Source organism: Candidatus Methylobacter oryzae (assembly GCF_003994235.2).
Lineage (GTDB): Bacteria > Pseudomonadota > Gammaproteobacteria > Methylococcales > Methylomonadaceae > Methylobacter_A > Methylobacter_A oryzae.
Genome location: NZ_RYFG02000107.1, coordinates 56,537 through 80,777 on the forward strand (window position 1 = coordinate 56,537; position 24,241 = coordinate 80,777).

The 24,241-nt window shown below is 49.4% G+C and carries 21 protein-coding genes; 12 read left to right on the plus strand and 9 right to left on the minus strand.

Annotated elements, in window-relative coordinates; translation table 11 throughout:
* Positions 1–202: 202 nt before the first annotated feature.
* The 10 genes from EKO24_RS14920 to EKO24_RS14965 all read left to right on the plus strand — a co-directional run bounded on the left by EKO24_RS14920 (position 203) and on the right by EKO24_RS14965 (position 9,382).
* The gene (locus EKO24_RS14920; RefSeq protein ID WP_127028506.1) at positions 203–1,678 is read left to right on the plus strand and encodes a RimK family protein; all 1,476 of its coding nucleotides are present in this window, start codon (positions 203–205) and stop codon (positions 1,676–1,678) included.
* A gap of 78 nt (positions 1,679–1,756) precedes the next feature.
* On the plus strand, positions 1,757–2,167 hold the full coding sequence (locus EKO24_RS14925) for a hypothetical protein (protein ID WP_127028507.1): 411 nt from the start codon (positions 1,757–1,759) through the stop codon (positions 2,165–2,167).
* Between the two features lie 187 nt (positions 2,168–2,354).
* Positions 2,355–2,768, plus strand: coding sequence for a BLUF domain-containing protein (locus EKO24_RS14930; protein WP_127028508.1), 414 nt, complete (start codon positions 2,355–2,357; stop codon positions 2,766–2,768).
* A gap of 184 nt (positions 2,769–2,952) precedes the next feature.
* Positions 2,953–3,144 carry a type II toxin-antitoxin system HicB family antitoxin gene (locus tag EKO24_RS14935; RefSeq protein ID WP_127028509.1) on the plus strand — a complete coding sequence of 64 codons (192 nt, stop codon included), beginning with the start codon at positions 2,953–2,955 and terminating at the stop codon, positions 3,142–3,144.
* Positions 3,145–3,159: 15 nt separating this feature from the next.
* Positions 3,160–3,324 (plus strand): type II toxin-antitoxin system HicA family toxin, encoded by a 165-nt coding sequence (locus EKO24_RS14940; protein ID WP_241674565.1) that lies wholly within the window; start codon positions 3,160–3,162, stop codon positions 3,322–3,324.
* A 41-nt stretch (positions 3,325–3,365) separates the two neighbouring features.
* The gene (locus EKO24_RS14945; RefSeq protein ID WP_127028511.1) at positions 3,366–3,617 is read left to right on the plus strand and encodes a DUF2442 domain-containing protein; all 252 of its coding nucleotides are present in this window, start codon (positions 3,366–3,368) and stop codon (positions 3,615–3,617) included.
* Positions 3,618–3,813: 196 nt separating this feature from the next.
* A complete protein-coding gene (locus EKO24_RS14950) occupies positions 3,814–4,644 on the plus strand; it encodes a type II restriction endonuclease (protein ID WP_127028512.1) in 831 nt (276 codons plus the stop codon).
* On the plus strand, positions 4,641–5,558 hold the full coding sequence (locus EKO24_RS14955) for a DNA adenine methylase (protein WP_127028513.1): 918 nt from the start codon (positions 4,641–4,643) through the stop codon (positions 5,556–5,558). Before EKO24_RS14950 ends, EKO24_RS14955 begins: the two co-directional genes overlap by 4 nt.
* A gap of 79 nt (positions 5,559–5,637) precedes the next feature.
* Positions 5,638–8,736 carry an efflux RND transporter permease subunit gene (locus tag EKO24_RS14960; protein ID WP_127028514.1) on the plus strand — a complete coding sequence of 1,033 codons (3,099 nt, stop codon included), beginning with the start codon at positions 5,638–5,640 and terminating at the stop codon, positions 8,734–8,736.
* The gene (locus EKO24_RS14965; RefSeq protein ID WP_241674567.1) at positions 8,717–9,382 is read left to right on the plus strand and encodes an esterase/lipase family protein; all 666 of its coding nucleotides are present in this window, start codon (positions 8,717–8,719) and stop codon (positions 9,380–9,382) included. The genes EKO24_RS14960 and EKO24_RS14965 overlap by 20 nt, the downstream gene beginning before the upstream one ends.
* A 4-nt stretch (positions 9,383–9,386) precedes the next feature.
* Here the strand turns inward: EKO24_RS14965 and EKO24_RS14970 are convergent, their stop codons facing one another.
* Complete coding sequence (locus EKO24_RS14970) at positions 9,387–9,854, minus strand: hypothetical protein (protein ID WP_127028516.1); 468 nt, start codon at positions 9,852–9,854, stop codon at positions 9,387–9,389.
* A gap of 246 nt (positions 9,855–10,100) precedes the next feature.
* On the minus strand, positions 10,101–12,905 hold the full coding sequence (locus EKO24_RS23415; RefSeq protein WP_127028517.1) for a methyl-accepting chemotaxis protein: 2,805 nt from the start codon (positions 12,903–12,905) through the stop codon (positions 10,101–10,103).
* A gap of 393 nt (positions 12,906–13,298) precedes the next feature.
* Between EKO24_RS23415 and leuB the strand changes: the two genes are divergently transcribed.
* Positions 13,299–14,411: a 3-isopropylmalate dehydrogenase gene (gene leuB, locus EKO24_RS14980; protein WP_127028518.1), complete on the plus strand. Its 1,113-nt coding sequence runs from the start codon at positions 13,299–13,301 to the stop codon at positions 14,409–14,411.
* Between the two features lie 85 nt (positions 14,412–14,496).
* Here leuB and EKO24_RS14985 read toward each other — a convergent pair whose 3' ends face one another.
* Positions 14,497–15,204: a TMEM165/GDT1 family protein gene (locus tag EKO24_RS14985; RefSeq protein WP_127028519.1), complete on the minus strand. Its 708-nt coding sequence runs from the start codon at positions 15,202–15,204 to the stop codon at positions 14,497–14,499.
* A gap of 72 nt (positions 15,205–15,276) precedes the next feature.
* A complete protein-coding gene (locus tag EKO24_RS14990; RefSeq protein WP_127028520.1) occupies positions 15,277–16,227 on the minus strand; it encodes a ZIP family metal transporter in 951 nt (316 codons plus the stop codon).
* A gap of 304 nt (positions 16,228–16,531) precedes the next feature.
* Between EKO24_RS14990 and EKO24_RS14995 the strand changes: the two genes are divergently transcribed.
* Complete coding sequence (locus EKO24_RS14995) at positions 16,532–19,108, plus strand: TonB-dependent receptor (RefSeq protein ID WP_127028521.1); 2,577 nt, start codon at positions 16,532–16,534, stop codon at positions 19,106–19,108.
* 238 nt (positions 19,109–19,346) lie between these two features.
* Here the strand turns inward: EKO24_RS14995 and EKO24_RS15000 are convergent, their stop codons facing one another.
* From EKO24_RS15000 to EKO24_RS15020, 5 genes are all read right to left on the minus strand, one after another.
* Entirely contained in the window at positions 19,347–19,649 is a 303-nt protein-coding gene (locus EKO24_RS15000) for a RebB family R body protein (protein ID WP_127028522.1), read from the minus strand.
* A gap of 687 nt (positions 19,650–20,336) precedes the next feature.
* A complete protein-coding gene (locus EKO24_RS15005) occupies positions 20,337–21,794 on the minus strand; it encodes a beta-barrel assembly-enhancing protease (RefSeq protein WP_127028527.1) in 1,458 nt (485 codons plus the stop codon).
* Between the two features lie 209 nt (positions 21,795–22,003).
* Complete coding sequence (locus EKO24_RS15010; RefSeq protein WP_127028523.1) at positions 22,004–22,972, minus strand: GGDEF domain-containing protein; 969 nt, start codon at positions 22,970–22,972, stop codon at positions 22,004–22,006.
* Positions 22,969–23,583, minus strand: coding sequence for a chemotaxis protein CheC (locus EKO24_RS15015; protein ID WP_127028524.1), 615 nt, complete (start codon positions 23,581–23,583; stop codon positions 22,969–22,971). Before EKO24_RS15015 ends, EKO24_RS15010 begins: the two co-directional genes overlap by 4 nt.
* The gene (locus tag EKO24_RS15020) at positions 23,580–23,933 is read right to left on the minus strand and encodes a response regulator transcription factor (RefSeq protein WP_241674568.1); all 354 of its coding nucleotides are present in this window, start codon (positions 23,931–23,933) and stop codon (positions 23,580–23,582) included. The genes EKO24_RS15015 and EKO24_RS15020 overlap by 4 nt, the downstream gene beginning before the upstream one ends.
* Positions 23,934–24,241: the final 308 nt, after the last annotated feature.

Genomic DNA, 24,241 nt, shown 5'->3' on the forward strand with positions numbered 1-24,241 from the left:
CCTTCGGGGGCGAGACCCCGATTCAAATAAACTGTCGCGTTAGCGGCGCCTTAAGGCTAAATTCGACTGAATGTGTAACATCAGTTACTAGCATAGCGCCAGTCATTCAATTATGAAATATTTTTCAATCTCGGTAAAAAGCCCTTGTGCAATCAACTGCCTGGTTACAGAATTAAGGCTTCTCTAACTGACAGAGGTTTTTATGGCGCGCACTCTTCTGGTTGTTGACGATCTCTCCGACTGGAACCCTTATTATCCGAGCGATCAAGTTATTACTTTTGAAACTTACCTGGCGACCGAGCATGATCCCGCTCAGCAGCGCGTCCGCATCATCAATCTTTGCAGCAGCTACCGTTATCTTTCCGACGGCTATTACTGTTCGCTGCTGGCCGAAGCCAGGGGCCATCATGTCATTCCCTCGGTTAAAGTGCTGAACGATTTGGGCAAAAAAGCGCTATACCGCCTGCAGCTTGACGACTTGTCGCAAACGCTGGAACGCGCGGTTAAAAGCGCCGACAAGAACAGTGAAATAAACGTGATGAGTTATTTCGGCACCACGCCCGATCAATCTTTCCAGGAACTTACCCGATTGTTGTTCGAACGCTTTTCCTGTCCGATCCTGGAAGTGACATTGCGCTGCTACTCAAAGCAGTGGGAAATTGTCGGCTTAAAACCCATATCGCACCGTCATCTGGATGATGCGCAGCAAACCGTGTTTGCCGACGCGCTGGATAAATTCAGCACCAAAGTTTGGCGCAAAGGCCGCACCCGCAAAGCGGCCCGCTTCGATCTGGCGATATTGATCAACCCGGAAGAACAGCTGCCGCCAAGCAACCGCGGCGCGTTGAGGAAATTCATCAAGGTCGGCAGGCAACTGGGCATAGAAATCGAACTGATAACCCAGCATCATTATGTGCGTTTGCCGGAGTTCGACGGCTTGTTCATACGCGAAACCACCAACATCGATCACCATACTTACCGCTTCGCCAAAAAGGCCGAAGCCGAGGGCTTGGTCGTCATCGACGATCCGACCTCGATGCTGCGTTGCACGAATAAAGTTTATCTTGCCGACCTGTTCCGCACCCACAAAGTGCCGACGCCCAAAACCTGGCTGCTACACAAGGGCAATGCCGCGCATTTGGACAGGGTCGAAGCGGAAGCCGGTTTCCCGGTGGTGGTAAAAATCCCCGACGGTTCTTTTTCTCGCGGCATCGTGAAGGTTCATAATCGCAAAGAGCTGGAACTTAAAGTGGAAGAACTGTTTCAAAAATCCGCATTGTTGTTGGCGCAGGAATTTCTTTATACCGATTTTGATTGGCGCATCGGAATATTTAATAACAAAGCCTTGTATGCTTGCCGCTACTACATGGTTAAAAACCACTGGCAGATTTACCGCCACGGCAGCCGCCGGATCGATACCGGCAGTTTCGCGACGCTGCCGACGTTCGAGGTGCCCAAGGCCGTGCTGGATGCCGCGTTAAAAGCGACCCAGCCGATAGGCAACGGTTTGTACGGCGTCGACGTTAAGGAAAAAGACGGCAAAGGTTATGTGATAGAGGTCAACGACAACCCGAATATCGACAGCGGCGTCGAAGATAAATACCTGGGCGACGAGCTGTATCGATTGGTGATGACCGAGTTGCTAAGGCGCATGGAAAATCGCAGCAAAGGCGTATGAAACACCATGTAGATTTTGGAGTGCAGGCTCAGCCTGCCTTGCGAGCGATTGTTTTTAGAATTTTAACAAGAGGCAACCATGTTCAAGGTCAATTTATCTACACTGTTACTGGCAGTAGCAATCTCTTTTCAAGCTGTTTATGCGGACGACGAAATAAATTCAGCATTGCAGAAAACCCAAGACTGCCTTAGAAACCAAAACTGCGATGCCGCCAAAACCGATGCGGGAAGAGCGGCCGAGCAAAAAACCCTGGAGATAGTGGGGGGCAACGCCGCTAACTTGCAAGAGCTATATGATATCTCCGCCGACATCATGCCTATGTTGGTGCAGCAAGCGGGCGGAGATTCGGCAGCGATGCAGGCCATCCTGATGAAAGCCCAAACCGATCCCGAGAGTTTCTTGAATTCACTGTCGCCGGAAATTCAATCAAAGATTAAAAATATCGCGAATGCGGTAGAGAAAAGCAAGGCGTCAGGCCAAAGACCATGATCGGAGTGCAAGCTCCGCCTAAAGCGCCTACTTTTGGTGCTTGCAAAGCAGGCGAAGCCTGCACTCCAAAGCTTATCTATTATTTGCCCCAATGATTTAACGCTGTCGAAGGATTCTTGCTCATAGCCGGACAAAATCGGATCAGTGCTACAATGCCTTCACCCCGGTCCAAAGCAGAGCAACCCCCATGATTCGACTCCTCTATCTCAGTCAGGCTTCAAGTGCATTAACTAAAGACCAGGTACAGAAAATCCTGGAGTCATCGCGGCGGAATAATCCGGCTCTTGGCCTGACCGGCGTTCTTATCCACGGTGGCGGCGTATTCATGCAGGTTTTGGAAGGGCCTGAACAAGCAGTGCTCCGTATGTATCTGAAGATACTGGAGGATAAAAGACACATCAATTGCAAAATTATCTACATCACGCCAATAGACAAGCGAATCTTCGAAGGCTGGTCCATGGGCGCCATCGAGCGCGACGATGTTTTGGGATTCGATCAAATCATGGAATTGCATCATCAGCGAAAAGAAGTCGTTCAAGCCAAGGTCTTCACAAATGCGATGCATGAATTTCTTGATATTCTGAAGGCCGAGCATGGCTGATTAAATCTTTGCTGATTTAATTACTCCCCGGTGGCGGCATTACGCGGCTGGGAGCAAGACCTGATCGATAAGGTAGCGTAGATAAGTTTTGGAGTGAGCATAAGATATGCCGTGCTACCATTAAATGACCGAAGGCAGACACAGCGTTTCTTACTTGACTTATTGCTTTTATAGAGAGTTTATTATGAGAACAGTCAAATTCACATCGTGGCAAGATGACACATTTTTTATTGGTTTCCTTAATGAATACCCAGACTACCAGACTCAAGGCACAAGCAAAGAGGAGCTTATCGAAAACTTGAAAGACCTATTAATTGATATTGAATCCGATCAAGTGCCTTACATTCGTAAAGTCGAAGAGTTACTGGTTGCTTGAGTGAAAAGGCGTGATTTGATTAAGTTACTTGAGCAGATGGGCTGTGTTCTTGTCCGTAATGGAGGGCGGCATGATTGGTACACCAATCCCCAGTCCAAGCAATCGCAGCCTGTGCCTCGCCGTAATGAAATCAATGAAAATTTGGCGAAGTCAATAATCAAAAAACTGGGCGATGCTTAGCAAATGCAATCCGCACAAAATTGCTCCACTGTGAGGTCGCTATGTATTGGGATGTAAAAACTGTAAAGCCGTTGCCGGACTTTTGCATCTATGTCGAAATAGAAGATGGACGCAAAGGGGTCTTTGATTTGAAGCCTTATCTCGACCACGGCGTTTTTCGCGAGCTTCGGAACGTGCATTATTTCAATCAGGTCGGCATTTTGTTTGGAGCGGTAACTTGGCCGCATGAGCAGAATATTGCGCCTGAGACATTGCTTGCCGAAATAGTTCCAATGGAATCAATCGCGCTTTGATAGACTGGAAATATCGGATAAGAACAGCGTACAAGTCGCGTTAAAATATCGTTGTTTTCCTCGCACACTGAGTTGGCTCCCAATCTCCGGATTGGGAGCCAAGAAGGCGAAACTCCTGCTTCGTGAAATGGGAAGCTAGAGCTTCCGTAACTGAATTCCCAAGCTGGAGCTTGGGAACTAGCAATAACATATTTACATGACAGAAAAAGAAATCTTTGCAGAAAAACTTGAGGAATTCGTCGCCGAGTTTAAAGAGCACATTAGTACTGAGGACGGCCAATGGACAGTCAAGGGCTTTATTGACGTTTTCAAGAACGTATACACAATTTCTTCCGATACGAAAATTGTATCGAAAATCCTTGAAATCCATCTATTCCCTAAAATTCTGCAGTTTGCCCAAACTAATGGCTACAAGGTGGTTCTTGCCGATCACCAGAATTACTATCCCGACATATCATTTGTCAAAGCCGACGATGAATCCGTCAGATTCGCCGTTGATTTTAAGACAACCTATCGGAATCCAAAAAAGCCGCATCTATGCAATGGATTTACGCTGGGTTCGCATGGCAAATATTTTGAACATCGCTCCAGCAGCAAAAATATTCAGTTTCCTTACAGTACCTATTCGGGGCATTTTTGTCTTGGCATCATCTACGATAGGGCCGATGGCGCAAGCATTGATGAGACAAAAGCGTGTAGTATTGATGAGCTGCATTCAATTACTTCAGTAGCAAGAAATTTTCAGTTTTTTGTGGCGGAAAAATGGAAAATCGCAAGCGATAAAGGCGGTAGCGGCAATACGGCTAATATCGGAAGCATCAACAATATTGCCGATATAATCAGTGGTCAGGGCATGTTTTCAAAGCTTGGCGAACATTGGTTCGATGAGTATTGGATAAACTATAAAAAAATAACCATCCTAAACGAAAACGGTGAAGCAAAAATAATCTCTACGTTACGAGACTTCGTGGCGTATAAAAATGGAGATTTATCGTTGGTTATAAATAAGAGGAATGGCGAAGAATGATCGTAAAAACCGGTGTGCCGCCGATCAAGTCGCAAGGCATAAAAACCAAACTCGTGCCGTGGATAAAAAGCATTATTCCTAGCGATTTTACCGGCGCATGGATTGAGCCTTTTATGGGCACTGGCGCGGTAGCTTTTAATGTTGCGCCTCAGCGTGCCGTTTTATGCGATGCGAACCCGCACTTGATTAACTTTTATGTAGGAATAGCGTCAGGGGAAATAACGCCGGAAGTGGTTAAGGAATATCTAACACGCGAAGGCGAATTGCTCTTATCGAAAGGTGAAGACCACTATTACTTTGTAAGAGAGCGATTTAACTCCGAGCATTCGCCGCTGGATTTTTTGTTTGTTAATCGTGCAGGATTCAACGGCATGATCCGCTTCAATCGAAAAGGCGGATTCAACATTCCTTTCTGCAGAAAGCCGCAACGTTTCGCGCAAGCCTATATAACTAAAATCACTAATCAAGTGGATTGGGTTTGTAAAATAATCAAGACCAAGGAATTCATATTCAAGTGTCAGGATTTTAATCAAACCATTTCCGAGGCATCGCCATCGGATATTATCTATTGCGATCCGCCTTATATTGGTCGGCATGTTGACTACTACAATGGCTGGGATGATTCTCACGAACGAGAGCTATTCGATAGGCTTTCCGGTTTTGGCGGAAAGTTTATTTTATCGACATGGCATCATAATGATTACCGGGAAAACGAATACATTAAAACCCTATGGTCAAAGCATTCCGTTCTTACCCGTGAACATTTCTATCATGTCGGCGGCAAGGAAACGAACAGGAATCCTGTGATTGAAGCTTTGGTTACAAATTTCAGTGCGGTTTCTATAGAGCGGAAAAAAGAAAAGCCAATTCAATATTCGCTATTTGAAACACAAGCCGAACATGACGCCGCATAATAAATTGTTGCGACAAACACATTAAAGTTCACCGCCGAATTGTGCAGTTACGGCTATTCGCAATCAACCCCACTACCCCATGCTCCCCACTCTAGTCCGCTTCTCCATCCGTTTCTACGGCATCGTCATCGCGCTTGCCGTTTTGATCCTGCTTTACGGCAGCTACCGCTTCGCCACGGCCGGCCTCGACATTTTTCCCGAATTCTCTCCGAAGCAGGTCATCATCCAGACCGAATCGCCGGGCCTTTCTTCCGAACAGGTTGAGGTGTTGGTAACCCAGCAAATCGAAACCTCGATCAGCGGCCTGATCGGCATGAAGTCGGTGCGCTCGGAATCGATTCAGGGACTGTCTATCGTTACCGCCATTTTTAACGAAAACACCGACGTCTACCGCAACCGCCAGTTGATCAGCGAGCGTTTGACGACGTTGGCCGGCGTGCTGCCGCTCGGCATTACGCCGGTGGCAATCCCGCTATCCTCGTCTTCGGCGACAGTTCTAACGATAGGCTTAAACAAGGACGACCAGACCGATTTAATGGCGTTGCGCAGCCTGGTCGATTGGACGATTGTGCCGCGCTTGAAGGCGGTGCCGGGCGTTGCCGACGTGAACGTGTTCGGCGGCGACATCCAGCAGTTGCAAATCCAGGCCGATCCGCTGCAATTGCATCGTTTTAACCTGACGCTGGAAGATGTTATCCAGGCCGCGTCAAAGGCCGGCAATATCCAGGGCGGCGGTTTTATCGAAAACAGCAACCAGCGCTTTACGTTGCAGATGAAAGGGCAGCCGGTCACGCCGGAGCAATTCGGCAAAATCCTGGTCAAGCGCGAGCAGGGCCGCAATGTGACGCTGGGCGAAGTGACTACCATTCAATATGCGCCGGAACCGCCGATTGGCGCGGCGCAGATCATGGGCAAGCCCGGCATCGTGATGATGGTGATCGGCCAGTACGGGGCCAATACCTTGTCGGTGTCGCGGCAGGTCGAGCAGACGCTGCAAGAGTTCGAGCCGATTTTTAAAAAGCAGGCGATTAATTTTTACTCGCACTTGTTCCGGCCGGCCGATTATATCGAACGCTCGCTGAGCAATTTGTCCGGGCATTTGCTGATCGGCGGCTTGTTCGTCGTGATCATCCTGTACCTGTTTTTGTTCAATTTCCGCACCGCGTTTATTTCGGCGCTGGCGATTCCGGTGTCGCTGATCGGCGCGGTGATCGTGCTGTTGGAAAGCGGCGTGAACCTGAACATCATGGTGCTGGGCGGTTTGGCTATCGCGTTGGGCGAGGTCGTCGACGATGCGATTATCGATACCGAAAACATTTTTCGCCGTTTGCGCGAGAATCGTTTGCTGGCCAAGCCGCTGCCGGTCGCCGAGGTGGTTTATAGTGCGTCGCTGGAAGTGCGCAGCTCGGTGGTTTACGCGAGCTTTATCGTCGCGCTGGTGTTCGTGCCGTTGCTGACGTTGAACGGCGTGGCCGGGCGCTTGTTTTCGCCGCTCGGTTATTCGTACATCCTGGCGATTCTAACCTCGTTGCTGGTCGCGCTGACGTTGACGCCGGCACTGTGCTTTATGTTGCTCGGTAATGCGGTCGCGACCGACGAAGATCCGCCGCTGATTCGCCGCATCAAGCCGCTGTATAACGCTTTGTTGAGCTGGGTTTCCAGGCATTTCCGGCCGGTCGTGACGGCCAGCGCTGTTATTTGCGTGTCCGGTCTGCTGGCTTTTTTCAGTTTGGACAGCAAATTCCTGCCCGAACTGCGCGAAGGCCATTATATCGTCCACACGACCAGTATTCCCGGCACGTCGTTGCAGGAATCGATCCGGATAGGCAGCAAGCTGACCGAGCAGTTCGTCGCGATTCCGGGCATACAATCGGTGTCGCAATGGGCGGGCAGGGCAGAGCGGGGCGCGGATACTTACGGCAGTCATTACAGCGAGTATGAAGTCAGGTTGGAGCCGATGTCGGGCTCGGAGCAGCAGCAGATAAAGGACAGGCTAAGGGCGATTCTGGTCGGCTTTCCCGGCATTCTGTTTGAAGCCAATACGTTTTTAACCGAAAGAGTCGATGAAACCATTTCCGGCTACACCTCGCCGGTCGTGGTTAATATTTACGGCAACGACCTGAACCGTCTGGATGCCCTCGCCCAGGAAGTCGCCCGGATTATGCGCGACATAGACGGCGCTGCCGATGTTCAGTTACGTTCGCCGCCCGGTACGCCGTTGCTGCAAATTGTGCTGGATTTGGATCAGCTCAGCTTTTGGGGCGTGCTGCCCGCGCAGATTGTCGATACCTTGCAGGCCGCTTACGAGACCAGGGTGGTCGGCAAAAATATCCAGGGCAATAGAATCTACAATGTCGCGGTAACCGTAACGCCGGAGCTCAGACAGCAGCCCGAATCGATAGCCAAGCTGCCGGTCAGGACGCAGGACGGCACGATGATTACGCTGGACCAAATCGCCGAAATCCGGCATTCGGCCAGCCGCTACAACATCCTGCATCAAGGTTCGCAACGGCGGCAAACCGTTACCGGCAATGTGCTGGACCGCGATTTGGACGATTTTATCGCGGAGCTGAAAGCGCGGGTATTCAAAGAGATTTCGTTCTCCGCGGATATTTATCCCGAGTTCACCGGCGCGGCGATTGAGCAGGCGCAGGCGCGGAAAGAGCTGATCCTGCATTCTTTGCTGGCCGGAGCCGGGGTGCTGATTTTTGTTTATATCGCAATCGGCAGCATACGGCATATGTTGCTGACGCTGGCGAACCTGCCGTTTGCGCTGATCGGCGGGGTTGCTGCGGTGGTGCTGACCGGCGCGACGCTGTCGGTCGGTTCGGTCGTGGGCTTTGTGACGCTGTTCGGCATTACCGTGCGCAACAGTATCATGCTGCTGTCGCATTACCGCTATTTGGTCGAGGTCGAACGTAAAAGTTGGAACCTGGACACCGCCGTGCTCGGCGCGCAGGAACGCTTGCCGTCGATATTGATGACCGCGTTGGTCACCGCGTTGGCGATGTTCCCGATTGCGTTCAATAGCGATAATCCGGGGCGTGAAATCATGGGGCCGATGGCCGCGATCATCATCGGCGGCTTGGCGTCTTCAACGTTGCTGAACCTGTTATTGCTGCCGGCTATTTTGCTGCGTTATGGAAAATTTAACGGCCATGCTGAAACCGATAGCTAAAGATTCGGAAGCGATTATTCTGCTGCACGGTCTGGCAAGGACCAGCCGCAGCATGAATAAAGCCGCCAAACTGCTGGCCGTTTACGGCTATCGAATCGTCAATGTCGATTATCCTTCGCGAAGCGCTGAAATCGGTATGCTGGCGCAAAAATACATCGCTCAGGCATTGAAGCAATGCGAGGTGTACGGCGTTAACAAAATCCATTTTTTGACGCATTCGATGGGCGGCATTTTGCTGCGTCATTATTTGTCGAATCACAGCATCGATAAATTGGGGCGAGTGGTGATGCTGGCGCCGCCGAATCAAGGCAGCGAAGTGGTCGATAAACTCGGCAGTTGGAAGCTGTTTTACGCGTTAAACGGTCCGGCAGGCTTGCAGTTGGACACCGGCGACAATAGCGTGCCGAATCGGTTGGGCGCGGTGGATTTTGAGCTTGGGGTCATTGCCGGCAGTAAAACCGTTAATCTTTTGTTATCGCGGTTAATCCCCGGCGTTAACGACGGCAAGGTAGCGGTCAGCAGGACGCAAGTGGCGGGTATGCAGGATTTTATCGTAATGCAGGTTTCGCATCCGTTTATTATGCGGAGCGAAGCAGTCATAATGCAGGCCTTATATTTTATTCAGCAAGGGGCTTTTGCGCGCTGAGCTTTCAGTCCTGTTTGTCATCGCGGCTGTTCAGCATTAACTCGGCTTGCAGACGCTCGCACCTTTGTACTGCTAAATCGCGTTCCGCTTCGATTTTTTTTAGCCCGTCCTTAGCGATTAAAACTTCAAATTCAAGTTTGATCGAGCGTTTGAACCATTCATCGCCCGACAATTTAAGCGCTTTGTTTTTTCGCATTAAGTCGAAAATCCGCTTGTTTGAACGGTCTAAATGCGCGGCGACGGCTTGTAACTGGCTTTGTACCGTGTAAAGCGATTCGACGCATTTTTTTACGCCTTCGTTCATTATCTGCTGCGCTTTACAGCTTTGATCCAGTTCATAGGTTTTTTGAGATAGCTCATTTTCAAGCCGCTCGATCGTTTTTATTGCAGCCTCGTATTTCTCGCTGATTCCGGTATTTTCATTATCCGTCTCGATCAGGGCGTCGATATTTTTTTTAGTGAAGTTGAACATGGCAGGTCATCTGTTTCTCACATACGTTAACTTAGAAAAGGGTTGATTTGTATTGATGGTTTTAGAATAGAGAATTCAACTTTTTCAATCAATAAGTGCGGATACCTATCGGATCGATGCCGTTGCCGGTATTTTTTATTGGAGCGGAGGGTTATGCGGGCTGTATGCGATTGGCAATATCGATGTGCTTCACGGCATGAAGCACATCGTATAAAGGCAAAGAGAATTTAGGCGGAAGAGGTGGAGCTAAAACTCTTCCCACTCATCACTGGCAAGCTGAGGGATTGGTTGACTATGAGTTATAGCCGGTTTCCTGATTGTCTCTACTCTTGCCGTTTTTTGCGGCGGTGCGGTATGAAAAGACTTGGCTTGATGGGTATGACGGGAGTAAGCCTCTACTTTAAATTGCGCTACGGTATTGGATAGGCTTTGCGCCTGTTCTTCCAGCGATTCCGATGCGGCGGCGGCTTGTTCGACCAAGGCCGCGTTTTGCTGGGTCACGTCGTCCATCTGGTTGATGGCCTGGTTGACTTGCTGAATACCGGCCGTCTGCTCCGTTGAGGCGGCGCTGATTTCAGACATCATGACCGTTACGCCGCGGATGGACTTGACGATTTCTTCCATGGTTTGGCCGGCTTGGGTAACCAGTCTGCTGCCGCTGGAGACTTTCATGACCGAGTCGTCGATCAGGTGTTTGATCTCGCCGGCGGCTGTTGCCGCACGCTGTGCAAGGTTGCGCACTTCGACAGCCACGACGGCGAAGCCGCGGCCTTCTTCACCGGCGCGCGCGGCTTCGACAGCGGCATTGAGGGCAAGAATGTTGGTTTGGAAAGCGATGTCGTCGATGACTGAAATAATATCGCCAATCCTTCGCGAAGAGTCGTTAATATCATCCATCGTTTGCACCACTTGGTTGACCACTTCAACGCCTTGGCCGGCTATGTCGGTGGCGGCAACGGCCAGCTGGCTGGCCTGTTTGGCATTGGTGGCGTTATGTTCCACCGTGGACGTCAATTCTTCCATGCTGGCGGCGGTTTCTTCCAAACTGGCGGCCTGCTCCTCGGTGCGATGCGATAAGTCGTTGTTGCCTGACGCGATTTCTTTTGCGCCGGTGTTAATGCCGTGGGTGGCTTCCTGGATCTGGCTGATGATTTCCTTGAGTTTTTCCACCGTTGTGTTGGCGTCATCCTTAAGCTGAGCGAAACTGCCGGCATAGTCGTTAGTGATATTTTGGGTCAGGTCGTTGTGGGACAGCGCACCCAGTACCCGTACCACATCGTTGATACCGCTTTCGGTCACTTCCAGCAGTCCGTTAAGTCCTTCGCCGAGTTGTTTGAAAAAGCCCGTTTTGCCTTGCATTTCAACGCGCCGGGTAAAATCGCCCATGACGGCGCCATGCACAAGCGTGGCTACTTCCTGCTCGACCTCGACTTCTGCGGTACGGTCCAGCCACTGCGTTACGCGGCCCAGCGATGTGCCGCTTTCGTCGACGATCGGGCGGGCCGCCAAGCGTAGATGATGATTTTTGAAAAACAGGTCCACGTCTTCGCCGGTTTGAGCGGCACGATCGAATTTAGCGGCTGCGTCCCGATCGTTGAATAAACCGGAGAGGCTGTTGCCGTAAAGACTGTCGACATCAAATTCAGGGCCGCCGATGGAAGCAAGAAGATTTCTTGCCGCCGGGGTCATATGGATCAGCCGCTTATCGGTGTCGGATATGGTGATCGCGGATGTCGAACTATCCAGGCCGACTTTGATACGCAAACTTTCGTCGGCACTGCGTTTGTTTTCGGTTATATCGAAACCGAGTTTAATCTGCATCGATTTCAGCGCTTCCAGGACCTTGCCGATTTCATCCTGGCGTTCAACTTCGATCGTGTTGTTGTAATGGCCTTGAGCGATATGGCCAAATTGGCCGATAGCGGTGTTAAGCGGTTGTACGATAGCTCGAATCAGGCTCAAACCTAGCCATAAGGCCAACAGAAAACCCAGTGCGATCAAGCCGGCGGCAATATTGCGGATGTTCATGTAGCGGGATTGCGCCAGGTCAAATTCCTGTTTGGCGACATCGACCTGTAATTGCATCAGTTGCTTAACGTCTTCGCTGACCGGTTTAAACAGCGGGTTAATCTTGTTTGCGACAAGCTTATTGGCGATTTCGAGTTCATGGGCTTTCAGCGCTGCCAATGCAGGCTTTATGCCTTCTTCCACAAACTGTTTTCTGTCAGCGGCAAACTTGTCGGCCAGCATTTTTTCCTCTGGCGTTAAATAAGTCGCCATATAAGCTAACCAAATTTTACTGATTTCCGCGATGTTACGTTCCACTTCAGCGGTGTTGTTTGGGATCAGTTCAGGCGCAATCAAGGCAGCGTTAACTCTCAGCTGGTTGGTCAAGATGAGCTCCTTGATTGTGGAGATATGGTTCATAGGTACGGTGCGATCTTCATACACGGTACGTAAGCCGTCATTGGCCTTGTCCATGCCGAGCAAGCCCAGGCCTCCGATGATAACCATCAATGCGCTCAACAGGGCAATCATGTTGATTAGACGGCTTTTGATGGTTGCGTTCTTGAACGGGTTCAGTTTTTCCACGAGGGATGAGGAAACGATCTTGCCGTCCCGGATTTTCAGATTGCCGGCTTTGTTTTCTTTAAACAGCCGGTAGGCGTTATCGGCTGCGATGACTTGTTCGCGGCTGGGCTTGCTGCGGACCGACATGTAACCGACCAATCGGTCGCCTTCATAGTAGGGGGTCGCATTGGCTAGCACCCAGTAGAAGTTTCCGTTTTTGCAACGGTTCTTGACCAGTCCGGTCCAGGGCCGCTGCTGTTGCAGGCATTGCCACATATCGGCGAACGCTTCCGGCGGCATATCAGGATGGCGCACGATGTTGTGCGGAAAGCCGACCAGCTCGTGCCTGGAGAATCCGCTTACCCTCAGAAAATCGTCGTTGATATAGGTGATCATTCCCTTAAGATCGGTCTTGGAAACGAGGGTGTCATTCTCTGTGAGGATATGCTCCTCATTGGTTACCGTCATATTGGTCTTCATGAACTGTCTCTTGTCATTTTGTTGCTTAGGGGGGCTAAGGCGAATTATCTGATGTCGCCAGGATAATCAAGATGGGAAATATCCTTGTTTAATATGGCGAAATTTTAATTGTTTTCGTGGTTCAACGCCCGGCTTTTTGCATGTTTATCTAGCTTTTTTGTTCCGTCGAGAAGGGCTTTTTAACAACGCGGCAAAAATTGCACCGTTAATGCTTCAAATAAAGGCGGGTAATGGATTATTTTGAGGGCAGTTCCACGCTATCACCAGCCAACGAAGTTCTGGAAGGGTCTGTTAGCCAACTAAAATCAGCGAGGTCCGGCGTTATTGAAAAAAATGAAGTAAAATAGCCGTTTTTTAACCACTTACTCCTCAAGCAGACAGCAAAGGTACATAATGAAGAATTATAAAATCGCAGTGTTAGCCGGTGACGGTATCGGTCCTGAAATTACCAGGGAAGCCATCAAAGTTCTGAAGCTTATCGAAGAACGCAATGATGTTACTTTTGAGCTAATGCCTGCCGCTTTTGGTGCTTGCGCTTATTTTGAATTCGGCGATGCTTTTCCGCAGTCGACTATCGACATTTGCGATCAAGCCGATGCAATTCTTAAAGGTCCGATTGGTTTGAGCCATGAACAATCCAAAACCATTCCGGTCGATAAACAACCCGAACGCGGCGCACTGCTGCCGATGCGTCGCCGTTACAACACATACGCAAATTTCCGCCCGGTTTTCCTGCCTAAAGCGCTGGCCCACTTTTCGCCGCTAAAACCCGAGATCATCGGCGAAGGAATCGATATTATTATGGTTCGGGAGCTGGTCGGCGGCCTGTATTTCGGTAGCAAGGAGGCCGGTGTCAACGAACAAGGCTTGCGGTACGTCAAAGAAACCCTGGAATACGACGAAGAGCAAATCCGCCGTATCATGCACCAGGCGTTCAAGTTGGCCAGCAAACGCCGCAAGCTGCTGCACAATATCCATAAGAGCAACGTGTTGAAATCCAGCGTGTTGTGGAACGAAATCCTGGAAGAAGTGGCGAAGGAATATCCCGACGTTGAAGTCCATCACCAATTGGTCGATTCGGCCGCGACCAACCTGTGCCTGAAGCCGACCCAGTTCGACGTGATGGTCATGGAAAACATGTTCGGCGACATTTTGAGCGACCAAGGCGGCGGCATTTTGGGATCGTTGGGCTTGATGCCGTCGGCCTGTATCGGTCCGGAAAAAGCCTATTACGAACCGTCGCACGGTTCGGCGCCGGACATCGCCGGCAAGAATATTGCCAATCCTTACTCAATGATCGGATCAGTGGCGATGATGCTGGAAAACAGTTTCGATATGGCTGCCGAAGCCAGAAACGTCTGGGATGCGATGCAAGGCGTGTTTGGCGACGGTTACTCAACCGCCGATCTGTCCAAACCGGGCACAGGCGTTAAGATGATCAGCACCGAAGAGTTTGGCGATAAGGTTGTCGAGAAGTTGAGAAATATGCCGAAGGTATCCGGCTAAGCTGGAATAATGCCCATGCTTAGCATGGTATGGGCGGTCGGATAAGCCGGTTCAGGCCATTGCCCGAACCGGCTTATTTATTTGTCTATAATCCGGTGTAACTGATGTAAGCCCGGTAAGCGGCGAAAACCGACAACATCAGGAAAATGGTGCCGCTGATTTTGTGCAGCAGCACTAACGGCATTTTCTGCAATATCGTACGGCCGGCCAGAACTCCCAACGCGGAGGTAAAGGTCAATGCCGCCGTCGAACCAAACCATACCGCAACAGGCGCGGCTGTGCTGCTTAAAGCGACAACGGCGAGCTGGGTTTTATCGCCGAATTCAGCCACTGTTATCAATAAAAATGTGCTAAAGAAAATGCCGTGACCGCTTTTTTCTTTAACGTCCTCATTTTCATCTTCCATTTCTATGCGCAACGAATGAATGCCGAAAGCGGCAAACAGGAAAGCAACGATGGTTGCGACGATATATTCCGGTAGCCAACTGGCAATCGCAATGCCGAAAATAACCGCTAACGTATTCAAAAACGCAAAGGCGGCGATAGCGCCCAATAATACCGGCACCGCTCTGTGCCGGGATGCCAGCGTCATGCACACCAACTGGCTTTTATCGCCAATCTCTGCCGCTGCAATCAACGCAAAACCGGTCGCGGCTGTAGCTGATATTTCGGCAAAGTTGCCGGTGTTCAGAAATGATGTGAAATCTTTTAAAGAGCTCAGAAGATTTTCGTAAATAGGTGCGGCGCTGAGTGACGTTAGAAAATGTTGTAAATAGCTTTGAAGATGATCCATTGAATTTCCAGAAAACGATTTTTTCCCGCATACGCCGCTGTAACATACAACGGCGGTGATAGGTGTCGGTTTTTAACCCAGCATATTGTCCAAGGTCATCATAATGATGAAACCGACCATCAATGCAAAGGTGGCATAGCGGGAACGGCCATCGGAGTGGGTTTCGGGAATGATTTCTTCACTGATTACAAACAGCATCGCGCCGGCGGCAAAGCCCATGGCTATCGGCAGGATAGGCTCGAAAATGGTGACCATGGTAATGCCGAGCAGGCCGCCTACAGGCTCCACCAAGCCTGTTAGCGTGGCAATGCCTACCGCCCGCCACTTGTTGTAGCCAAGGCCGACCAAGGGCAGGGCGACGGCCAAGCCTTCGGGAATATTTTGCAGCGCTATCGCAATAGCCAGGACCACACCGTCTTTCATTTCCCCGGAGCCAAAGCTAACGCCGACGGACATGCCTTCAGGAAAGTTATGAATGGTGATTGCAATGATGAACAGCCAGATTTTTTTTAGCGAGTTCAGTTGAGTATCGGAAATTGAATCAAAATGCACATGCGGGAGCTGGCGGTCGGCGTAATGCAGGAAGAAAGCGCCGATCAACATGCCCAGTGAAACGACATAAATGCCCTTGCCGGGCCAGATCTGGTTGCCGTATGCCATGCCGGGAACCAGCAGCGAGAATGCGGTTGCCGCCAGCATAACGCCTGCGGCGGCGCCGAGCATACTGTTGAACAGGTTTTTGGAGATGTCTTTGAAAAATAGTGCCGGTAAGGCGCCAAGTCCTGTGGCTAATCCGGCCAAGATGCTGGCAAAAAAACCGATAACAACGATGCTGCCGAAAATTAAATATAAAGCGCCGAATACGAACAGCTGAGATAACAGGAATAATCCCGCCACTGTTGCCCAACGTTTTAACGGTGGCATTGCCAGAAGTTTTTGATAATTCTCGCTGGATTTTATGGCGTCTACTTGATCTTCAAAATAGCGTTGTAACTTTGTTACAGTCTTTATTGTTATGGTCATAAGATTTACCTGCATCAGCTTGTTTTGGAATATGCGCCGGACATTATAACCAAATCCCCATGGCTTGGGTTTGTTTGTCGAGTATCGCCTGGAGCTGCATTCTGTATTTGTGGATAAGCTCCGATACTTCCTTTAGAGAGATTGGGAATATTTCCTTTTAACGGCCGTTGCCTAGTGCTGTAGCCGTAGTTTGGCTATCATGCCGGCTCATTTTTTGGGAAAAATTATTTTTGGCTCGAAGACACCGAGAGCCTCTTGTTAGACGGATAAGCTTCCCAGTTTCAACATTAAGAAGAACAAAAATATGAAAATAATTCGTTATGTGCCGATGGCATTAATATTGACACAACAGTGTTTGGCTGCCGAAGAGCAATCCAAAGTTCTCGAGCTGGATACCATGGATGTAGTAGAAGTCACTCCGCTGGATGGTCTCAATCAAAGTAAGGATAAAATTCCCACCCCGGTGCAAACCGCGACCGATGAAGACATCAGCCAAACCAATGCAATCAATATCACCGATTTTATGAACCGCTCGCTGGGCAGTGTTTACGTCAACGATACCCAAGGCAACGGTTTTCAACCCGACGTTAATTATCGCGGTTTTACCGCGTCGCCGCTGTCGGGTACGCCGCAAGGACTTTCCGTGTACATGGACGGCGTCAGGCTTAACCAACCTTTCGGCGATGTTGTAAGCTGGGATTTAATTCCTAAGTCCGCCATTAAATCGATGGCGATGATGCCGGGTTCGAATCCGCTGTTCGGCAGAAATACATTGGGCGGCGCTTTATCGCTGGAAACCAAAGACGGTAAAAGCAATCCCGGTACATCTGTACAAGGTTTGGGCGGTGAATTTGGACGTAACGCTTACGAATTCGAACACGGCGGATACGATCAAAAACGAGGCCTTAACTGGTTCGTGACCGGCAATTACTACCACGACCAGGGCTGGCGGCAGGCTTCGCCATCCACTGTGCGGCAGATTTTCGGCAAGGTCGGTTGGGAAAACGAAAAAACCGATCTCAAATTTACCACGGCCTATAACGATAACAGCCTGATCGGCAACGGTCTGCAAACCGTCGACAATCTCAATCGGGATTACACCAGCATTTATACGTCCCCGGATGTTACCGAAAATCGGTCGCTGTTCTTGAACCTGGAAGGAAAATACCAGGTCAACAGCAAAGTTAAGTTGGCGGGCAATAGCTATTACCGGAATATCAAAACCGGCAGCATGAACGGGGATATTAACGAGGACGCTTTCGGCGCGGCTTACCTGAGCAACAGCACCAGCGCGTCTAACAGGGCGAACCGGGCCTACTTGTACAATAACGGTTACGCCGGTTTGTTCTCAACCGCTGCTCCCAACTATTCGCTTAGCAACGGTGGCGAGAATGCCGCCAATACCGCATTCCCCAACTTGAGGTGTATCGCGCAAGCCGGCGCGACGCCCGGCGCCGGCGGCGACGAGCCGTCGGAAAAATGTAACGGTCTTATTACCCAGGGCACGACTCAACAACAGAACTGGGGCACGCAAGGCCAAGTTATTATCGACGATAAATTGTTCGGCAGGGACAACCAGTTCCTGTTCGGCGGCGCTTACGATCAGAGTGTGATCGGTTTTAACCAATCCGCGGAATACGGCTACTTGAACCCTAACGGCAGTGTAACCGCCGTCAGCGGCGCCGCGGCAACCGCCACCAATAACGGCCTTTATTTCAACGATGCCGGCGACGGCGGCGCCCAGGTCGATCATAGGGTAGCTCTAAGCGGCAACACGGTGACATGGAGCTTTTTCACCCAGGATACGTTTAGCCCGACTAAAGATCTCCATATTACCGCGGCCGGACGGTATAACTACACCTCGGTTAGCAATGAAGACGCATTAAACAGCCAGCATTATCTGAATCATGAAGAGGGAACTGCTAACTATGCGCCTGGAGCTGGCGTTAATCCTAATGCGTCGCTCAGCGGCAAGCATGTGTTTGATCGCTTTAATCCCTCTGTCGGCTTGACTTACAACCCTTATGAAACCATCGGTTTCTATGCGAACTATAGCGAAGGCACGCGCGCGCCGACTTCGATCGAATTGGGTTGCGCCAATCCTGAACAGCCTTGCAAACTGCCTAACGCGATGGCGGGCGACCCTAGCCTGAAACAAGTCGTTACCGAAAACTGGGAGACGGGGTTCAGAGGATTATTGCCGGGCAAGGTCAATTGGAGCCTGGGTTACTTCAATATTCTCAGTAACGACGACATTCAATTCGTCGCGGCGCCGAATACGATAGCCAACGGTTACGGTTATTTTAAGAATTTCGGCAAAACGCAACGGCAAGGCATTGAGGCAAGTTTGGACCGCCGGGTTAGCGACTGGAGCATCGGCGCCAACTATACCTATCTGGATGCGACGTATCAGTCGACCGAAACGCTTAACAGCCAATACAATTCGGCAGGAACCAACCCAGGTGAGGAAGACAATACCATTACCGTCAATCCGGGCAACCATATTCCGTTAGTGCCTAAGCATACGTTTAAAACCTATGTGGATTACCAAATTACCAAAGACTGGGGCACTAACCTGAATATCATAGGGTTCTCAGAATCTTTCGTACGCGGTAACGAGAACAACATCAACCAAGTAAACGGCAAAATTCCCGGCTACGTAGTCGTCAATTATGGCGTACGTTACGCGCCGACGTTTGTTAAAGGTTTGCAGGTGTTCGGTCAAGTCAATAACATTCTGGACAATCATTACTATACCGGCGGGCAATTCGGCGCGGCGGGCATTGCCAACGGCCGTTACCAGGATTCCCCGGGCGGCACGACGTTCTATGCGCCGGGCGCTCCGCGTGTTTGGTGGCTGGGCATGCGTTATAGTTTTTAAAACCCTCTAGCACTTATTCAATCACACTTTCGCTTGGCTAAAGGACAGGGGAACGGTGTGATTGAATTTTTGTTAATGGACAACTGTCGGCGCAGGGCAATCCGGTAGGACGTTTTCTGTAGTGGCAGGAAATTGGATGATCTTGGTGTATCCGCGGAGCTGGCCGCCGGTTTCTGTTAATTTCAGTTAAGAAAACTTATCGGGAAAGATAGGGTGATCCTGACGATCACCTCCAATCTTAGTCTTTAGCGCCCTTGAGTGCAGTCAGCAAGGCCTGCATGGTATCGGGCACGTCGCTTTGCGCTACCTTGGCGGTGGCAACTGCGCCAGCCATGGCATCGACGCTGTGCAGCTGGTTCACACCCTGATTGGTCGCCGTCTGCGCGGAATTAGCCAGCTGCTGCTGGGCGCTGCCGGTGGAATTGGCCAGTGATTGGTATATCGAGCCCAACGCCACGGCGGGAGCGTCGCCCAGTACCTTGACGTTAGTTTGGGTTACTGTATCGGTAATTTGATCGTTGACGGCGGTAGGGAATGTCATAGTCGAGTTCCTTATTGGATTAATGAAAACAAGGGGCACTGGGATTGACCGGTAGCTTGTAAGTCACTGGTCTTCGCAATAATAGACGATTCTATCTAGTATTTGCGGATCGATGGAGATAATTTTGGAGGCCGACTATATAAGTAGACTATTCAGCGTATTGTCAATAGAGCACGGATGGCATGGATTTTTAGCCTAAGCTACATTCGATTGCAGCCCGTTTTAGCGGCAGTTGCCTCTGCGCCGGCAATACGAAGGCACCGGAGTTTTCTGTCGTGAAACAGTGGACGAAAATAGCGGGAGCTGCAGGTTGTGTTGTGATTTTCTTTCGGGCAATAAAAAGCCCGCATAAAGCGGGCGTGTTGAGTGCTGTTATTATTGTTATTATTGAGTTGTCGTTTGCAACTTGACCCAAGCAGTATCACTTATTTTATTATTATTATCAGCTAGCCTAGAAAGACTAAATCCCCCTCTTAGTCGGTAATTAAACCGGGCTTACTCCTTCAAACCGGGGCAAATTCTATTCAAATGCCTTGTCTTTGTCTATTTAAAATTGGGGTTTATCGGGGAAAATATAATTTCAGTAAAAATATATAATAAATACAGTTTGTTATGGAATTTTAGGTGTTGCTAATAAACAAAATTACGGGCAGTCATTGCCATTTTATTCAGGTAATATTCAGGTTTCTACCGGTTGCGTCTGGCTTCTTCTTCCTCGTTGACAAAGAAGTTGAGCCGTTCATTAAGAATAGAGGACAGTTGGAAATTAAGGCCTTTTGACTTTTGAGCCAGTTTTATCTGCAAAATTGCATCCCTGGTTTGTCCCGTCGCAAAATAGTATTCCGCAAGATAGCGATGCGATTCGGCAGGCTGATTCAAGTCCCCATAAACTTGCGCCAACAACTGCGAGTAAATCGGCTGTTGTTGGGTTTTAGGCTTTAGCTGGAATAGATTTTTCCGGGCCTGTTCCGCGTTGCCGGCTTTTAACAAGGACGTAATATATTCAAGCTTAATAGCTTCGTTATCCGGGAATTGCTCGGTCAATTTCTTATATCGGGCCAGTGCGGTACTGTAATTTTTGGATTCCAGCGCAGTGCGGGCCAGTGCGGCGATATACTGCTCCTGGTTTGGATATTCTTTGGTCAATTGCTGAAAAATGGACTCCGCGTCATTGAATTTTTGCGAATTAAGCGCGCACAGTCCAAGCCCGTAGCGGGCAACGACGCGTTGTTCGGTTGTACCTTGAGTTAGCCGGGATTGAAAATATTTAAGCGCTTCGGCTTGATCAGGGGTGCTTAGGACTCGAAGTTTTGCTTTGGTTAGCTGATAACCGAGCGAGTCGGGATATTGCTTGTAAGGATAGGTTTCAGCGCGTCCGCGTGTATCGGAGATACGTGAAGCGGTAACCGGGTGCGTTCTCAGGAACTCGGGGACATTTTGGCCGTAATATCGGCTGGATTGTTGCAGGCGTTCGAAGAAGGTAGGCATGCTGCGTGGGTCGAATTGAGAACCGGCCAAAGTTTGCATGCCGACGCGATCGGCTTCGGCTTCGTTTTCGCGAGTAAAATCGATTTGAAACTGCACGTTACCGGCCTGGATAGCGACTATCGCGGCCTGTCCGAGGGCGGGCGATTGCGTGCCCAATAAAATCGCCGCCAAGGTCGCGGCTGCGGTAGGGATCGATAAACGGCTGGACGCTTCGTAAGCCCGGTATAAGTGGCGCTGGGTAACGTGGGCAATTTCGTGCGCCATAACCGAAGCCAACTCGCTTTCGGCTTCGGTCATTAAGATCAATCCCGAATTCACGCCAATGTAGCCGCCAGGTCCCGCGAATGCGTTAATGTCTTTTTCCATGACCACAAAAAAATGGAACGGATTGCCCGGCGCGTCGCTATTGATAACCAGCTTTTCGCCAATGGTCTGAATATATTGTTGAATTTCGGCATCTTGATTGATGGAAATTTGCGAATGCAAGCTGCGGAAAAATGCTTCGCCAAACTCTTTCTCTTCGGCTGGCGTAATCAAGGCGCCGGAAGAGTCGCCCATGTCGGGTAATTCAATTTTATTAATTTCGACAGCCTGCTGCGGGGCAGGGAAGAGGATAAGGCTTAATGCCAATGTGGCGGCAGAGGGTTTTAATTTCATACGATGAGGCGGAATAAAATTTAACTGGGTTTTATGCCCAAAGGGCATAAGTTTTGTTTGAGCAGGCAAGCCGCCCAACTCAGCTTTATAGCCAAAGGGCATGAGTTTCGTAGCTGCTCAACTCAGCTTTAATTGGGCTATGGGTGACTCACTATTCATCATAATTTTGTCCGGTTTATGATTTTGAGTGTCGATCTGGCGACTGTGGCTTATTGTTCAAAATTTTCGCCAAGCGGGAGACAAATGTACTGGTTGCGTCCATTTTGTTTGGCTTGATAGAGCGCAGTGTCGGCTTTGTTTAATGGGTTGTTATCGTTTTCAGGAATACCGGAGCAAAGACCGATGCTGACTGTCACCTGATTGAACGAGTGGGATTTTACATGAGGTATTGCCAGGTTAAAAACAGCGCTTCTAAGCTTTTCAGCAAATTGTTCGGCAGCTTCTCTCGGTAAATGCGGCATTATAAGGACGAATTCCTCTCCGCCATAACGCGCGATGACGTCCGTGGCGCGCGACAGTTGTGATTTTAACGTGTTCGCTATCTGCTTGATTATGTTGTCGCCGGCTATGTGACCGTAATGATCGTTGTAAAGTTTAAAGAAATCGATGTCGATCATGAAGATCGATAAAGGATGCTTTTGCCGTTTTGCTTCGGCTACGGCTATTTCATAATGCGCGTCGAAGAATCTGCGGTTGCAAATACCAGTCAAGCTGTCGGTTACTGCTTCTTTTTTCAGGATTTCCGAGTGCGAACGCAATATTTTTTCACGCTTCATTGACGTACTGGAATCCGCTACTTGAATCAGGCAGCACGATTCGTTCAGTTGCGACTGAATGGGCGTAATCGTGATCGATTGATACATCCTTGTTTTTGGCTGGTTCGCTTCATACGCGTTGTAAAGAGGCAATGGCGAGCGGTGCAGCGCTGTCGACAAAACCACGGGTAACCTGTGCACCAGAGTATTGTTGAGAGCCGTCAAGAAGGGGGGCGACACCGGTTCCGAAAATACGTCTTCAAGTTGACGATCAAGGGCGTCAGTTTCTTTGATGTTGCTGTGTTTCGCAATCCAGTCATTCCAGAGTAGGACTTTACTATCGGTATCAACGACGATTAGTCCGATGTTAATCGCATTGAATATATCTTCTATGTCAAAACGCCGCGTATCCATTGCATTCATGAAATACTGCCAAGGAATTGATCGATATGAACAACAAGATTAGCCAGAGACGACGAACTCAATAGAAAGACGAGGCTGCCTGCCGTATGTCGATTTTCGATCGAAAGATCAATATGCAATATCATCACGTAAGGCTGATCGGCGTTTTCTTTGAGTCTGCAAAGTACTTCATCGGCTGACGCGATTCTATAGTTGGGTAGAGAGCTTTCCAATGTGAAGTGGAGTATATCGGCCATAGCGGATAGACAAGCATTTAAAATAATATTGCCCAGTTCACACATGGCTTCGTGCTCGAATTCTGCAATTTCTTCAATGCTCATTTGCGAACCCATCATATCGCCGACGATTTTTAATGCTTGATCTTCGGTAAATAAAAGTACGGCTTCGGCATTAAACGGACCGCAAAAGTGTTGAGTTACGGCTCCAAACCGCCCGCCATTAAGCGCTAATGTTGTTGAATCGATTTCTTCCGAGTTAATAACCAGCACAGAAGGAACGGAAATATGCACTTCGTCGCCGACAATTTCGCTCAAACTCAATGCCGCACGGCCGGCGCCAATACTAAATATTTCCGTTAAAGCATCAATATGAAGTTCGCTGAGATCGCTCATTCGGAGTCTGTAAAATAGTTTAGCGCGAGAGCGATGGATTTTTCGGTGACCGGTTTCGCGACTAATATAGAACCAAGCGAACGGGCGCGATTTTGGTGGACTTCTTGAATATTTGCCGAAAAAACAACTATTTTTATCGATGGATATTTGGATAGTATCCGTTCTGCGGCATCGGTTCCTGAAATGCCCGGCATGTTAATGTCCATAGTGCAGTAGTCGGGAAGCTCGTTATCAACAAATTTAATCGCATCTTCACCGCAGGCGGTTTCAAAAATCATCCATTCAGGACGTCGAGCAAGGATATGTGTGCGAATTAGCATTCTGGAGACTTTGCTGTCATCGACGATCAAAAGCTTCTTTATTGAACTATGCATAGGCACGATTGATTTTTTACTAAGGTTAAGCTTTAGGTATTCTACATGAAAAGCCATGAAGTCGCGAAGCTATTCCATGGCCGGGATTTTAGAAGACGAGCTTTAGCGTTTAGATTGACGGGTATGTGGTTATTCATGATAGCAGTCGATGCATGTATTTTGTCTGTTTTCTAGAGAAAAGCTGGGGGCGTTGTTAGTGCGTGTTTTAAAAGTAGCCATTGAGTTGCAAAACCTGCAAAATTTAAAATTTGCAATGGCTAAAAGAAAACACCGCAAGCGCTACC